This is a genomic window from Enterobacter sp. N18-03635, assembly GCF_004006055.1.
GTDB classification, from domain to species: domain Bacteria; phylum Pseudomonadota; class Gammaproteobacteria; order Enterobacterales; family Enterobacteriaceae; genus Enterobacter; species Enterobacter vonholyi.
Genome location: NZ_CP034769.1, coordinates 2,989,060 through 3,004,461, shown reverse-complemented (window position 1 = coordinate 3,004,461; position 15,402 = coordinate 2,989,060). Strand labels below are relative to the sequence as shown.

10 protein-coding genes are annotated in these 15,402 nt (G+C 56.0%); 7 read left to right on the top strand and 3 right to left on the bottom strand.

The window, feature by feature from the left end; translation table 11 throughout:
* Positions 1-86 precede the first annotated feature (86 nt).
* A complete protein-coding gene (gene yegD / locus ELK40_RS15045) occupies positions 87-1,439 on the bottom strand; it encodes a molecular chaperone (protein ID WP_127731634.1) in 1,353 nt (450 codons plus the stop codon).
* A gap of 130 nt (positions 1,440-1,569) precedes the next feature.
* Here yegD and alkA point away from each other — a divergent pair, with 130 nt between their 5' ends.
* Positions 1,570-2,436, top strand: a complete 867-nt coding sequence (gene alkA / locus ELK40_RS15040; protein ID WP_127731632.1) for a DNA-3-methyladenine glycosylase 2 — start codon at positions 1,570-1,572, stop codon at positions 2,434-2,436.
* Here alkA and ELK40_RS15035 read toward each other — a convergent pair.
* Complete coding sequence (locus ELK40_RS15035) at positions 2,407-5,736, bottom strand: diguanylate cyclase (RefSeq protein WP_127731630.1); 3,330 nt, start codon at positions 5,734-5,736, stop codon at positions 2,407-2,409. The genes alkA and ELK40_RS15035 overlap by 30 nt on opposite strands.
* A gap of 343 nt (positions 5,737-6,079) precedes the next feature.
* Between ELK40_RS15035 and udk the strand changes: the two genes are divergently transcribed.
* The 3 genes from udk to asmA all read left to right on the top strand — a co-directional run bounded on the left by udk (position 6,080) and on the right by asmA (position 9,267).
* A complete protein-coding gene (udk, locus tag ELK40_RS15030; RefSeq protein ID WP_008500855.1) occupies positions 6,080-6,721 on the top strand; it encodes a uridine kinase in 642 nt (213 codons plus the stop codon).
* A 91-nt stretch (positions 6,722-6,812) separates the two neighbouring features.
* A complete protein-coding gene (dcd, locus tag ELK40_RS15025; RefSeq protein ID WP_111965787.1) occupies positions 6,813-7,394 on the top strand; it encodes a dCTP deaminase in 582 nt (193 codons plus the stop codon).
* A 22-nt stretch (positions 7,395-7,416) separates the two neighbouring features.
* A complete protein-coding gene (asmA, locus tag ELK40_RS15020; RefSeq protein ID WP_127731628.1) occupies positions 7,417-9,267 on the top strand; it encodes an outer membrane assembly protein AsmA in 1,851 nt (616 codons plus the stop codon).
* Between the two features lie 90 nt (positions 9,268-9,357).
* Here the strand turns inward: asmA and ELK40_RS15015 are convergent, their stop codons facing one another.
* Positions 9,358-10,941, bottom strand: a complete 1,584-nt coding sequence (locus ELK40_RS15015; protein ID WP_115875802.1) for a TerC family protein — start codon at positions 10,939-10,941, stop codon at positions 9,358-9,360.
* A gap of 692 nt (positions 10,942-11,633) precedes the next feature.
* Between ELK40_RS15015 and ELK40_RS15010 the strand changes: the two genes are divergently transcribed.
* The 3 genes from ELK40_RS15010 to wzc are packed head-to-tail and all read left to right on the top strand — an operon-like array spanning position 11,634 to position 15,388.
* Positions 11,634-12,773 carry a polysaccharide export protein gene (locus tag ELK40_RS15010; protein ID WP_014170829.1) on the top strand — a complete coding sequence of 380 codons (1,140 nt, stop codon included), beginning with the start codon at positions 11,634-11,636 and terminating at the stop codon, positions 12,771-12,773.
* 6 nt (positions 12,774-12,779) lie between these two features.
* Positions 12,780-13,223 carry a low molecular weight protein-tyrosine-phosphatase Wzb gene (gene wzb / locus ELK40_RS15005; RefSeq protein WP_023312405.1) on the top strand — a complete coding sequence of 148 codons (444 nt, stop codon included), beginning with the start codon at positions 12,780-12,782 and terminating at the stop codon, positions 13,221-13,223.
* A gap of 2 nt (positions 13,224-13,225) precedes the next feature.
* On the top strand, positions 13,226-15,388 hold the full coding sequence (gene wzc, locus ELK40_RS15000; RefSeq protein ID WP_111965784.1) for a tyrosine-protein kinase Wzc: 2,163 nt from the start codon (positions 13,226-13,228) through the stop codon (positions 15,386-15,388).
* Positions 15,389-15,402 lie beyond the last annotated feature (14 nt).

The window sequence follows — 15,402 nt, the reverse complement described above, 5'->3', positions numbered from 1 at the left end:
CAACATCCGTTGCCGTTTTTGATGTTTTATCCCTCTCCCTGTGGGAAAGGGCCGGGGTGAGGGCACCAGGCCGCACCGCAACAACGCTAGCTAAACATCACCTGCGCCCAGCGCGCCAGCCCTGCTGTAACGGAACCAAAATCATCGCCACCTGCAATCGGAATACCCGGCAGCTGTTCGGCCAGCGCTTTCTTAATCAGCGGTGAACGGGCGCTACCGCCGGTCAGGTAGATGACGTCCGGCTTCTCTTTGCCGTTCTCCAGCGCCAGCTGCACCTGTTCCAGAATGCGCTGCAGCGGCTGGGCAAGCGCCGTCTCCAGACCGTCCTGCGAAATGGCGGTGGCCAGTTCGTCGCTGATGAACGGCAGGGAGACCGCATGCTCGGCGCGGTCGGAAAGGGCGATTTTGCTCTCTTCCGCGGTACGTACCACGCGGTAGCTCAGACGCTGGCGCCACACTTTATAGAGCAGGGCGACTTTTTCGGCGTCCTGGGCATCGCGAACCAGATCGTTAAGGAAGCGGCCGTTGGCGGTGCTATAAAAATCACTTTGCGCAGGTACATCGTTGATAGCAATCGCATTCCACCACGGCAGGATCGGCAGGGCGATGCCTTTTTCCGTCTGACCGCCCATGCCGAGCAGCGGCATCAGGCTTTTGAATGCCAGCGCGATATCGAGATCGTTACCGCCTACGCGGCAGCCGCTGTGCCCGAGCAGGCTGTTTTCACGATCGCGACGGTTATGCCATTCGGGGCCCATCAGCAGCAGCGAGCAGTCCGTCGTGCCCCCGCCGATATCCACGACTAATACGCGCTTCTCTTCCGTCAGCGTGGCTTCAAAGTCCAGCCCCGCGGCAACCGGTTCATACTGGAATACCACATCGCGGAAGCCTGCGCGGTGCGCCGCGCGTTCAAGGATCCCCTGCGCCTGCTGGTTAGCCTCGTCGCCGCCCAGCCCCTGGAAGTTGATCGGGCGGCCAATCACCGCCTGGGTAATCGCATCGGTGACCTGCGTCTGCGCCTGATTGCGAATATGCAGCATCATCGCGCACACCAGGTCTTCAAACAGCGCGACCTGCTGCGGCTTCAGGCCGCTGGCGCCGAGGAAGGATTTTGGCGACTTAACGAAATAGACTTCTTCGGGGTCTTCAATGTAGTGCCCGAGCGAAGAGAGGCCGAACTGCACGCTGGACGGCGAAACGTCGATGTCTTCCTCGCGATTAAAGCTGACCGCCCGGCGCAGCAGCGCCTGGGTCTCCGCCGCCGTGGCCGGAACCTGGTGGTGGCGGAACAGCCATTCACTCACCGCTTCACGCGTCGGCGCGCAGAGCATTGACGGCAGCAGCGTGCTCTCTTTTTCCATTTTCAGGAGCCGTGGCTGCCCGTTTTGCATAATCGCAACCGAGCAGTTTGCCGTACCGTAGTCAAATCCAATAAACACGATGAATCCCCATGCCGGTGAGAAGGGGCGAGACTTTAACGAAATGTCCGCATGGCGACAACAGGAATATGAAAGCAAGGCGAAACAGGACCTTTCCGTTTATGCTGTGAAGAACCCGAAAGGAGAGACGATGTACACCCTGAACTGGCTTCCCCCTTACGACTGGCAGTGGATGTTTGGCTTTCTTGGCGCGCGTGCGGTGACGGGCATTGAAACCGTCACAAACGACTACTACGAGCGCAGTTTTGCCTGCGAAGGGCATCAGGGAATATTTCGCGTGACGCCGGATATCGCTGCCCATACGCTGACCGTGACGCTCAGTCCGGGGTTGATTCCGGTTGCGCAGGCATGTCTCGAGCGCATAGAACGCCTGTTCGATCTCGCCTGCAACCCGCAGCACATAGCGGATACGCTGGGCGATCTCGGTGCTGCAAGGCCGGGCTTACGTTTGCCGGGATCGATGGATGCGTACGAGCAGGGCGTCCGGGCGATCCTCGGGCAGCTCGTGAGCGTGGCGATGGCGGCGAAGCTGACGTCGCGCGTGGTGGCGTTATGCGGCGAACCGGTGGCGGATTGCCCGGGGTATCTCTGCTTCCCCACGCCGCAGGCGTTGGCGGCAGCGGACCCGCTGGCGCTGAAAGCGTTGGGCATGCCCGTAAAACGCGCGGAGTCGCTGATTCATCTGGCGCAATCGGTTATCGACGGAACGTTTCCGCTTTTCCCGCCCGTGAATATAGAAGAGGGGATGAAGGCGCTACAGCAGCGGCCGGGGATAGGGCGCTGGACGGCAAATTATCTGGCCCTGCGCGGCTGGCAGGCGAAAGATGTGTTTCTGCCGGATGATTACCTGATTAAGCAACGCTTCGCCGGAATGACGCCCGCGCAAATTCGTCGTTATGCCGAACGCTGGAAACCGTGGCGCTCCTACGCGCTGCTGCACATCTGGTATACCGACGGCTGGGCACCGTCAGTTGATGGCGAAATAGCTGGTGTTTAGCAGAAGATCTAATGGCTGCGGCTCGGCGATAGTGTCGCCATAGATAAAATCAATGCCGATCCCCGAGAGCGTATCCATCATGATGGGCTGATTACACGGCCCTGCTATGGTCTTCATCCCCAGACGCTGGGCGTGGCCCTGAACAATGGTCACCATCATCTCATCCATCAGGTTGCCATAGACGTTGCTGACCACCTCTGCGTCCAGCATCAGATAGTCGGCCATGTTCGGGCTCAGGTGCGTGAAGACGTTCATGTCGCGTCCTATCTGGCTGAAGATCACACGGCAGCCCGCCTGGCGAAGCTTTTGCAGACCCCGTTGCAGGTTTTTATCCGGGCTGCACACCACGTCGGCAGAGATAACCAGATGCAGGAGACGGCCCGGCATGGGGCTTTTATCCAGCAGCTCGAGAAGTTCATCGACCAGCGTTACGCTGGCTAAACCGGCTTCAGAAAGCGGCAGTGCCACGCCCATGCCTTTACTGGCCACCTGAGCGGCGAAGGCACGGAAAAATTCACTAAAGATACGTCTGTCGAGGGCGTGCAAAAGCTCAGGCTCCGCCAGGCCCGAGCGGAAGGCATGCTCCTCCTGTACTTCGCCCTGGCTGGTCCACAGGCGTAACGAAAGCAGCCAGAAATTACTGCTTTCCGGGATGCGCGGGGAGGCGACGCTGCGGGCGATCATCATCAGGTGATTGTCTTTAATCATGTGCCACTGTTCATCAAGCGACATCATGCTGCGCGTGTTGTGATCCCGCTCCTGCTGGGGTTCGTAAACCGTCACAGTACCGCGCCCGTTGTTTTTTGAGGCGTAACAGGCAATATCCGCCTGCGACATTACCTCCGACGCCTGATGGTTATTTTCATCAATCAGCGTGATACCTGCGCTGGCGCCGATCCGGTGCAGGCGGCCTTCCCACATAAAGTGATAGTCGTTGATGGCATGAATCAGGCGACCGGCAATATAGCGCGCGCTTTCAATATTGCAGTCCGGTAACAGTAACCCAAACTCATCCCCGCCCAGGCGCGCCAGCACGTCGCTGGAGCGGAGCATGGTCAGCATCAGAGAAGAGAGTTCCCGCAGCAGGGCATCGCCCGCCGCATGGCCCGCCGTATCGTTGACGGCTTTAAAGCGATCGAGATCGATAAAGACAAGGGCATGGCGCTGTCGCGTTTCGCGAACGGTCTGCAGGAGTCGTTTGAGATGATTTTCGAAGCTGACCCGGTTTGCCAGATGGGTCAGGGCATCGTGGGAGGCGCTGTAGCTCAGCTGGCGCAGCATTTTGCGCGACTCTGTCACGTCCTGAATCACGATAACCGAGCCAATATTCTGTCCATCCAGCGTGCTGAGCGGCGTAATGCTGTAGTGGATATCAAAATTGCCGCCGGTACGGCAGTTCAGCACCACATCCTGATCGATATCGGAACGGGACATATCGCCGCTGTGAATATTCTCCATCAGCGGCCCTTTTTCACCGAAGGTGATGTGCAACACCTTCAGGATCGGCTGGCCGATAGCCTCAGTCTGCAGCCAGCCGCTCATTTTCTCCGCGACCGGGTTCATAAAGGTGACGTTCATGTTGATATCGGTGCACAGCACCGCTTCACCGATAGAGTCGAGCGTGATGTGCAGCCGCTCTTTTTCCTGGAAAAGCGCCTCGTTAAGCTGCTTAACCTCGGTCATGTCCATGTTGATGCCGAGCAGCCGTTCGACTTCGCCCTGCTTATTGAGCACCCGGTTCGCCAGGGAGCGAATATGGCGCACGCCTTCCTTCACGCGGATGCGGAATTCCAGCTTAAACGGCAGACGGGATATCAGCGAGTCCCGCAGCACCTTCTCAGCGTGGGCACGGTCTTCCGGCAGCATCGTATCGTGCCAGAGCTGCCAGGTAGGCTTGATATGCGGCGGGATTTCATACAGCTCAAACATCCGCTTGTCCCAGCTGATGATGTCTGGCTCGAGATCCCACTCCCAGATGCCGATGCCGCCCGCTTCGTTAGCAAGCGTAATGCGCTCCATCAGGCGCTTATTGACCCACTCGGTCTGCTTCAGGTCGTTAATGTCTTCAATCTGGGCGATAAAGTAGAGCGGCGAGCCGTCGGCATGGCGCACGACGGAGACGGCAAGCAGCGCCCAGACCACTTCCCCGTCGCGGGTGTAGTAGCGCTTCTCGAGGGTGTAAGTGTTGATGTCGCCGTTGACCAGCTGTTCGAGCTGCTCCAGGTCGGTATTCAGATCTTCCGGCCAGGTGAGCTGCTGGAAGGTCAGCGACTGGAGCTCCGTCTGGCTGTAACCGAGGAAATTGCACAGCGCCTTGTTAGCCTGAAGCCATTTACCTTCGATGCTGACCAGCGCCATACCGATGGCGGAATACTCCATCGCATTGCGGAAACGCTCCTCGCTTTCGGTAATGTGCTTGCGCTCGGCGCGGAAGGCGTACATCACCATGGTCATCACGTTGGCAGGCAGGAGCAGCATCAGAAACGGCAGCCAGGGGGCGTTCAACATCGGCCCGACGTGTTGGGTTGTCAGCGCCACCGGGTTCCGGGCAATCATCAGCGATACAACCATCACGGTGACAAGAAACACCATGAATGCTTCCATCCGCGGCAGGCGCACCGCGCTCCACATAAGCAAAACGATAACGCAGGTGAAAGGCCACGGCAGCCAGGTAATGGCTGCCCAGCTGAGGGCCAGCGTCACGGCCAGGGTGGTCAGGGTTTCCAGCAGCAATCGCGGGTCACGGTGGCGCAGCAGATAATGCGGTTTAAACAACAGTCCCAGTGGTACCACCGCCAGCGCGCCAATGGCTTCAGACAACACCCAGACGAAGAAATTACGCGCTGGTTCAGGGCCGGGCGCCAGCAGAGACACCAGGACGCCGCCCACCAGGGGCGGTATCACTGCGCTGCCGATGGCCACCCGGATCCAGTCATTCAGATTCTGCAGCGGGTTGTACCACGGCAGCAATTTGCGCAGCAATAACGCACCGGTAAAGGCTTCAACCACGTTAATTGAGGTGTAGGTGAGGTTTATCGATCCCCACGAAAACAGCATCCATGTGGCCAGAATATTGCCGAACGAACAGGCCAGGGCGATTCCCGGCCACATTTTTCCTGCATGGCGGTAAAACGCCACCATCATAATGGCGGTGGGGAACCAGAGCGGGGCCAGCAGGGTGCCGAACCGGGTGAGCTCCAGCGAAAATAAGGTAAAGATAAAGGTGACCAGGCCCAGACAGACAAGTCGTATTAAAGGATGTGGGGTGGTAACCAAAACCCGCTGGTATTGTTTATTCATTACCGCTTTATCCAGAGACGCCATGCCGTCAGGGAAGATGTCCGAACGCGTGAATTTGATAATTTGGTTTATGCTAGTACAAACAATTTACAATTCATATGGTGACCGCTCAGAATTTGACACCACAGACTTATTAAATAGAAGCTCCGTGAAAAAAAACGGTTAAACGCTGAAAAAACGCTCATTTAAATTTCACTCAGGGAATAAGACGTCACTTTTAAGCCAGTCTCGCAGAACCTGTGCATTCGACTGGTATCACGCCCGCGAAATCCCTATAATTGCCGCGTTTGACGCTCCGGCGTCGTCCTTCCTTAACATCCAGGTTAATCAGGTCGCTAAATTTATGACTGATAAGTCTCATCAGTGCGTCATTATAGGCATCGCCGGCGCATCGGCTTCAGGTAAAAGTCTAATTGCCAGTACGCTTTATCGCGAACTGCGTGAACAAGTAGGTGATGAGCATATCGGCGTCATTCCCGAAGACAGCTATTACAAAGATCAATCCCATCTGTCGATGGAAGAGCGCGTTAAAACGAACTATGACCACCCAAATGCAATGGATCACAGCCTGCTGTTCCAGCATTTAGAAGCGCTCAAAAGCGGCCAGGCGATTGAACTGCCCGTTTACAGTTACGTAGAACACACCCGCACCCAGGAAACCATCCGCATCGAGCCGAAAAAGGTCATTATCCTCGAAGGCATCCTGCTTCTGACCGACGCCCGCCTGCGTGAATCCATGAACTTCTCGATTTTCGTTGATACTCCGCTGGATATCTGCCTGATGCGCCGCATCAAGCGTGACGTGAATGAGCGCGGCCGTTCGATGGACTCCGTCATGGCGCAATACCAGAAAACGGTTCGCCCGATGTTCCTGCAGTTTATTGAGCCATCCAAACAATACGCCGATATCATTGTGCCGCGCGGGGGTAAAAACCGCATTGCTATAGATATCTTAAAAGCGAAAATCAGCCAGTTTTTTGAATAAGCCGCGTGAATTGTGTACCGTTCAGAGATAACCTGGTTTTACCCTGAGCGCTTACCGCCTCAGGGTACGATGCATGAAAGGAGAAAGTGCCATGCGTCTTTGTGATCGCGATATAGAAGCCTGGCTGGATGAAGGCCGTTTGTCTATTACCCCACGTCCACCCATTGAGCGTATCAATGGTGTGACCGTTGATGTACGGTTGGGGAATAAATTCCGCACCTTTAGCGGCCATACCGCACCGTTCATTGACCTCAGCGGGCCGAAGGACGAAGTCAGCGCTGCGCTCGATCGTGTGATGAGTGACGAAATCGTTATCGACGAGGGCGAAGCTTTTTATCTGCATCCGGGTGAACTGGCCCTGGCGGTGACGTTTGAATCTGTAACCCTGCCTGCGGACCTGGTCGGCTGGCTTGATGGCCGTTCTTCGCTGGCGAGACTGGGGCTGATGGTTCACGTGACCGCGCACCGTATAGATCCCGGCTGGTCGGGGCGTATCGTTCTGGAATTCTTCAATGCCGGTAAATTGCCGCTGGCGCTGCGGCCGGGAATGATGATCGGCGCGTTAAGTTTTGAACCGCTGTCAGGCCCGGCAGATCGTCCTTATAACCGTCGGCAGGACGCAAAATATCGCGACCAGCAGGGCGCGGTTGCCAGCCGCATTGATAAAGACTGATCGTTAGCCCATTGAGGATGCCATGAGAAGAGTTCTGACAACGCTGATGATTTTGCTGGTGGTGCTGGTGGCTGGCCTTTCGGCGTTGGTTCTGCTGGTTAACCCCAACGATTTCCGCACTTACATGGTGCGGCAGGTCGAGGCACGCAGTGGTTATCAACTGAATCTTGACGGGCCGCTGCGCTGGCACGTCTGGCCGCAGCTCAGCATTCTCTCTGGCCGCATGTCGCTCACCGCGCCGGGAGCGTCCCAGCCGCTGGTGTCCGCAGACAACATGCGCCTTGATGTGGCGCTGATCCCGCTCATTTCCCATCAGCTGCAGGTTAAGCAGGTGATGCTGAAAGGCGCGGTGATTCAGCTCACCCCACAAACCGAAGCCGTGCGTGATGCAAATGCGCCGGTCGCGCCGCGCGAGAATACCCTGCCTGATGAGCCGTCCGATACTGGCTGGTCCTTTGATATCGGCAAGCTGAAAGTTGCCGATAGCGTGTTGGTTTTCCAGCATGAACACCAGGAGCAGGTGACCGTTCGCGACATTAACCTACAGATGGAACAGGATGCTCACCACTTTGCGACGGTAGAGTTTAGCGGGCGCGTGAATCGCGATCAGCGTGATTTGACCCTGTCGCTGAATGCGAATGTGAATGCGTCAGACTACCCGCATCAGCTCACGGCTGATATCCAGCAGCTTAACTGGCAGCTGACGGGGGCCGATCTTCCCGCCCAGGGCATCGCCGGGCAGGGAACGCTGCAGGCCGTATGGCGCGAAGAACAAAAACAGCTGGAGCTGGATAATCTCAATCTGCAGGCTAATGACAGTAGCCTGAAGGGGCAGGCGAGCGTCACGCTCGAAGAAAAGCCGAAGTGGGTGCTGAATCTGCAGTTTGACAGGTTCAACCTTGAAAACCTGTTGCCGCCTCTGCCAGCCAGCGCCACGGACAGCGATGCCACGCAGACGGGGCAAAGCCAGGCTCCGGTATCACGTCCGGTTATCTCGTCTAATCTCGATCAGCCCGACTATAACGCCCTGCGTGGATTCACGGCGGATATTCTGCTGAAAGCCAATAGCCTGCGCTGGCGAGGCATGGACTTTACCGACGTGAGCAGCCAGATGTTTAACCATAACGGTTTGCTGGTGATCTCCGAAATGAGCGGTAAGATGGGCGCAGGAAACCTCTCGCTGCCCGGTACGCTGGATGTCCGTAAAGACGTTGCCAGCGCCGAATTCCAGCCGCGTCTCGACAATGTTGAGATAGGCACCATCCTGAAGGCGTTTAACTACCCGATATCCCTGACGGGGCAGTTGACGCTCGCGGGTGACTTCTCAGGTTCGCAGATTGATGCCGATGCTTTCCGCCGCGAGTGGCAGGGGCAGGCGCATCTCGATCTGAAAAATTCCCGTATGGAAGGGCTTAACTTCCAGCAGCTGGTGCAGCAGGCGGTTGAGCGCAGCAGCGATGTAAAAGCCCAGGATAACTACGACAGCGCCACGCGCCTCGAGAGCTTCACCGCGGACCTGACGCTGGACAACGGCCAGCTTACTCTCGACGGAATGCAGGGCGCCTCTTCACTCTTATCAGTGACCGGTGAAGGCAAGCTGGATCTGGTGAAAGAGACGGCGGATACGCGCTTTAACGTTCGGGTACTTTCCGGCTGGCAGGGTGAAAGCAAGCTCATCGACTTCCTGAAAGAGACGCCGGTCCCGCTGACCGTATACGGCAAATGGCAGGCACTGAATTACAGCCTGCAGGTGGATCAGATCCTGCGCAAGCATCTGCAGGATGAAGCGAAACGTCGGCTTAGCGGCTGGGCGGATCGTAATAAAGATTCACAGGACGGCAAGGATGTGAAGAAGCTGCTGGATAAGCTGTGATGTCCGTAGCGCCGGGTGGCGGCTTCGTCTTACCCGGCCTACAAAAACCGAATATCGTAGGCCGGGTAAGCGAAGCGCCACCCGGCTTTTTTATACCTCAAAATCCAGTTCTTCTTCATCCCGCAGCGGAATGAGTTGAACCTTCTGCACGCGATGGTTTTCAATCTGCAGTGTTTTGAGCAGATAGTCTCCTACCTGAACCTCTTCTCCCGGCTGCGGGATACGCTGTAAGTACTCCATCAGCAGGCCGGCAATGGTGTGATATTCTCGTTTTTCATCCAGCGGCAGCGGCACGTATTGCACCAGGTCTTCCAGCGGCATGTGGCCGTTAGCCGTCCAGGAGCCGTCTGCGTTTTTCTGAATGTCGTGGCGCGCGTCAATCTCATCCACCTCGTTAGGCAGATTACCGGCGATCGTTTCCATCACGTCGCTGAGCGTGACCAGCCCTTCCACTGAACCAAACTCATCTACTACAAAGGCAAAGTGCGTGCGCGCGTTACGGAATTGCTCCAGGGCGGAAAGCAGCGGTAGCCCTTCCGGGAATACCAGCGGCTGGCGAACCAGGACGCGGAGATTGAGCGGCTCGCCGTGAAGCTGCTGCTGGAGCAGGTCAATAACGTGCACCACGCCCAGCAGCTCATCTTCCTCTTCACCGCCGGTCACCACCACGCGGGTGTGCTGGTTTTTATCCAGCAGGGCGCGAACGTGCGCTTCCGGGGCCGTCAGGTCGATATGTTCAATGTCATGTCGCGATGTCATGATGCTGCTAACCGTCCGCTGATTGAGATTGAGCACCCGCTCAATCATCAGCCGTTCCTGCGGGTTAAAGATCTGCCCGTCGCTGTGATCGGCCAGCATGGCGGAGGATTCGGCGTCCAGCTCGGCATCCTCTTTCTTACCGCTTAACAGGCGCATAACCGTGTCGGCCGTGCGCTGACGCAGGGTCTGATTCGCGGAAAGGAAGCGGCGGCGGTTAAATATCGCCAGCTGGTTAAGCGCTTCAATCATGACGGAGAATCCGATGGCGGCATACAGGTAGCCTTTCGGAATATGGAAGCCAAAGCCGTCGGCCACCAGGCTAAAGCCAATCATCAGCAGGAAGCTCAGACAGAGGATCACGATGGTCGGGTGACTGTTCACGAAGCGGGTCAGCGCCTTGCTGGCCATTACCATCAGCGTGATGGCAATAATGACCGCGGCCATCATCACCGCAAGGTGGTCCACCATCCCGACGGCGGTGATCACCGAGTCAAGGGAGAAGACCGCATCCAGCACCACGATTTGAGCCACCACCGGCCAGAATTTCGCCCCACGGCGCTGGGTCGGGTTCTCGCTGTCTTTGCCCTCCAGCCGCTCGTTGAGCTCCACCGTGGCTTTAAACAGCAGGAACAACCCGCCGAAGAGCATGATCAAGTCGCGGGCGCTAAAGCTCAGACCGTGAATGGAGAACAGAGGCTGAGTGAGTGTCACCAACCAGGAGATAGAGGCCAGCAGCAGTAGCCGCATCACCATTGCCAGCAGCAGACCCGTTACGCGCGCGCGGTCGCGCTGGGAAGGAGGCAGTTTTTCAGCGAGGATGGCGATAAAGACCAGATTATCAATCCCGAGCACCAGCTCGATGACGACCAGCGTAACCAGCCCGGCCCAGATTGAGGGATCGGCAATCCATTCCATAGTAATAGCAATACCTTCTGTAATATGACAAATGTCACACTTCGATCATGGATAAAGCTGGGGGAAATTGCAATGCCGGGCTGAGATTTCTCTTAATACGACGGGTAAAAAAGAGAGCATTCTCAATAATCTGTAAATAAGCGAAATACGTATATTTAATTACAGGGAAAGCATTTTAGGATATATCGCAGGTGATGATTTTTGCTTTCATTTTGTCAATATAAAGAAAATCCTAAAAGGTCAAAAATTTGCTCTTAATATTAATCTTAAAAACCGATATTAGGACAGTTGTCTCCTTGCCTGCTATTAGGTTAGCTGCAACAATTCTCCCAGCATCAAATGTTAAATCTCGGTGTTGCTATTAATGTTCGGTCTTCAGGGATGGTTATTCATTATTCGTCGGGTTTCTCAAGCGACTGATATATTTCCAGAAGACCTTGCTCAAGAGGGTGTCTATCCATAACACATTGTTTAGTCAGTGGATTGGTAACTGAAAGCCAAGGGCGGTAGCGTGCCTGAAAGCGTGTGAATCAGCCTCGATTATTCTGTCAAGAGCCAATGGATGAATAAGCTTTTTTTAGGACTGATGCCAGTTATATTTCTATTTGATTAACTGCATGCTGAAACCCAATACGACTCGAGCTTATTTAAATTGCACAGGATAATTACTCTGCCAAAGTGATAAATAATCAATGATGAAATCCAAAATGAAATTGATGCCATTATTGGTGTCTGTGACCTTGATGAGTGGTTGCACGGTCTTTCCCGGCAGCAATATGTCAACAATGGGTAAGGATGTGATCAAGCAACAGGATGCCGATTTTGATCTCGACAAAATGGTGAATGTTTATCCACTTACGCCTCGTCTGGTCGAACAATTACGTCCACGTCCGAATGTTGCCCAGCCGAATATGTCGCTGGACCAGGAAATTGCGTCCTACCAGTATCGCGTGGGGCCGGGTGACGTGATCAACGTGACCGTCTGGGACCACCCCGAACTGACCACGCCTGCGGGCCAGTACCGCAGCTCAAGCGACACCGGTAACTGGGTGCAGTCAGATGGCACCATGTTCTATCCCTACATTGGTAAAGTCCATGTTGCGGGGAAAACGCTTGCCGAGATCCGTAGTGATATTACCGGCCGCTTAGCGCAGTACATCGCCGATCCGCAGGTGGACGTTAATATCGCCGCATTCCGCTCGCAAAAAGCCTATATCTCCGGCCAGGTGAACAAATCCGGCCAGCAGGCCATCACCAACGTTCCTCTGACCGTACTGGATGCCATCAACGCCGCGGGCGGGTTAACCGACGGCGCCGACTGGCGCAACGTCGTGCTCACCCACAACGGGAAGGAGCAGCGCATTTCGCTGCAGGCGCTGATGCAAAACGGCGATCTGACCCAGAACCGCCTGCTTTATCCGGGCGACATTCTCTACGTGCCGCGCAATGACGATCTGAAAGTCTTCGTGATGGGTGAAGTGAAGAAACAGAGCACCCTCAAGATGGACTTCAGCGGTATGACGCTGACCGAAGCGCTGGGCAATGCTGAGGGTATCGATCTGACGACCTCTAACGCGACCGGTATCTTCGTGATCCGTCCGCTGAAAGGTGAGGGCAGCGCGAAAGGCAAGATTGCCAACATCTACCAGCTGGATATGTCCGATGCGACCTCTCTGGTGATGGCGACGGAGTTCCGTCTCCAGCCATACGATGTGGTGTACGTCACCACCGCGCCGGTTGCCCGCTGGAACCGTCTGATCAACCAGTTGCTGCCAACCATCAGTGGCGTTCGCTACATGACGGATACGGCGCGCGACATTCATACCTGGTAATCCGCGATGTTTAACAAAATTCTGGTGGTATGCGTGGGGAACATTTGCCGTTCCCCTACGGCTGAGCGGTTGTTGAAACACTACCAGCCCGAACTGACCGTTGATTCGGCAGGGCTGGGTGCACTGGTCGGTAAAGGTGCCGATGAGCGCGCAACGAGCGTAGCGCGGGATCATCACCTCTCTCTTGACGGTCACGTGGCCCGCCAGGTCACTGGCCGCATGTGCCGGGAGTATGACCTGATCCTGACGATGGAAAAACGCCATATTCATGCGCTGTGCGATATCGCTCCGGAGATGCGCGGCAAGGTGATGCTGTTTGGTCACTGGGACAATGAACGTGAAATCCCCGATCCGTATCGCAAAAGCCATGAGGCCTTTGAGGCGGTTTACACCTTACTTGACCAGTCTGCCCAACAGTGGGCGCAGGCACTGAAAGTTCAGCAGGGATAACAATGACAGAAAAAACAAGACCTTCTGCCGCCCCGACTTCGGGCAGTGATGAAATTGATATTGGGCGCCTGGTCGGCACTGTTGTAGAGGCAAAGTGGTGGGTGCTTGGCATTACCGCCGTATTCGCCGCGGCGGCCGTCGTTTATACGCTGTTCGCCACCCCTATCTACAGCGCCGACGCGCTGGTGCAGATCGAGCAGAATACCGGTAACTCGCTGGTGCAGGATATCGGCTCCGCGCTGGCGAACAAGCCGCCGGCATCCGACGCTGAAATTCAGCTCATCCAGTCACGTCTGGTGCTGGGTAAAACGGTTCACGATCTCGGGCTCGATATCTCCGTTACCAAAAATACCTTCCCAGTCTTTGGTGCCGGCTGGGACCGTCTGATGGGGCGAAGCAATGACACGGTGAAAGTCACTGACTTCGTGCTGCCGAAAGGGGCTGCCGATCAGACGTTTACCCTGACGGTGCTTGGCCCGAAACAGTATCAGCTAACCAGCGACGCAGGTTTTAGCGCCCGCGGTGAAGTGGGGCAGATGCTGACCAAAGACGGCGTCAGCATGATGGTCAGCGCGATTAACGCCCAGGAGGGCGGTGAATTCACCGTCACCAAATTCTCCACGCTGGGGATGATCAACAATCTGCAAAACAACCTGACCGTCACCGAAAACGGTAAGGACACCGGCGTGCTGAGCATGACCTTTACCGGTGAAGATAAGGATCAAATCCGCGACATCCTGAACAGCATTACCCGCAACTACCTTGAGCAGAACGTCGAGCGTAAGTCGGCGGAAGCGGCGAAAAGCCTGGCGTTCCTGTCAAAACAGCTTCCGGAAGTGCGCGCCCATCTGGATGAAGCCGAGAACAAGCTGAACGCTTATCGTCAGGATAAAGACTCCGTTGACCTGCCGCTGGAGGCAAAATCAGTCCTTGATTCGATGGTCAACATTGATGCGCAGCTCAACGAGCTGACCTTCAAAGAGGCGGAAATTTCCAAGCTTTATACCAAACGCCACCCGGCCTACCGCACGCTGCTGGAGAAACGCCGTACGCTGGAAGAGGAGAAGGCGAAGCTCAATGACCGCGTGACCGCGATGCCGAAAACGCAGCAGGAGATCGTGCGTCTGACCCGCGACGTGGAGTCCGGACAGCAGGTTTACATGCAGCTGCTGAACAAGCAGCAGGAGCTGAAAATCACCGAAGCCAGTACCGTCGGTGACGTGCGTATCGTCGATCCGGCGATTACCCAGCCAGGGGTGCTGAAGCCGAAGAAAGCGCTGATTATTCTCGGCAGTATTATTCTCGGCCTGATGCTCTCCATCGTCGGTGTACTGCTGCGTTCGCTGTTCAACCGCGGAATCGAAAGCCCGCAGGTGCTGGAAGAGAGCGGTATCAACGTCTATGCCAGCATTCCGCTGTCTGAGTGGCAAAAATCCCGTGACAGCGTGAAAACCATCAAGGGCGTTAAGCGTTACAAACAGAGCCAGCTTCTGGCGGTGGGTAACCCAACCGACCTTGCTATCGAAGCGATCCGCAGCCTGCGCACCAGCCTGCACTTCGCGATGATGCAGGCCAAAAACAACGTCCTGATGTTAACCGGCGTTAGCCCGTCAATCGGTAAAACCTTCGTCTGCGCCAACCTGGCGGCCGTTGTCAGCCAGACCAACAAGCGCGTGCTGCTGATCGACTGCGATATGCGTAAGGGCTACACCCACGAACTGCTGGGCACCAACAACGTTAACGGTCTGTCGGAAATCCTGCTCGGTAAAGGTGACATCAGCCAGAGCGCGAAACCTACAACGGTGCCGAAATTCGATCTGATCCCACGCGGTCAGGTGCCGCCTAACCCGTCCGAACTGCTGATGAGCGAACGCTTCACCGAACTGGTGGAGTGGGCGAGCAAAAACTACGACCTGGTGCTGATCGATACGCCGCCGATTCTGGCCGTGACCGACGCTGCCGTTGTGGGTCGCCATGCGGGTACGACGCTAATGGTGGCGCGTTACGCGGTGAATACCCTCAAAGAGGTGGAAACCAGCCTGAGCCGCTTCGAGCAGAACGGGATTGAGGTGAAAGGGGTGATCCTGAACTCCATCTTCCGCCGCGCGACCGGGTACCAGGATTACGGGTATTACGAGTACGAATATAAGTCTGACAGCAAATAACAATCCCCCTCACC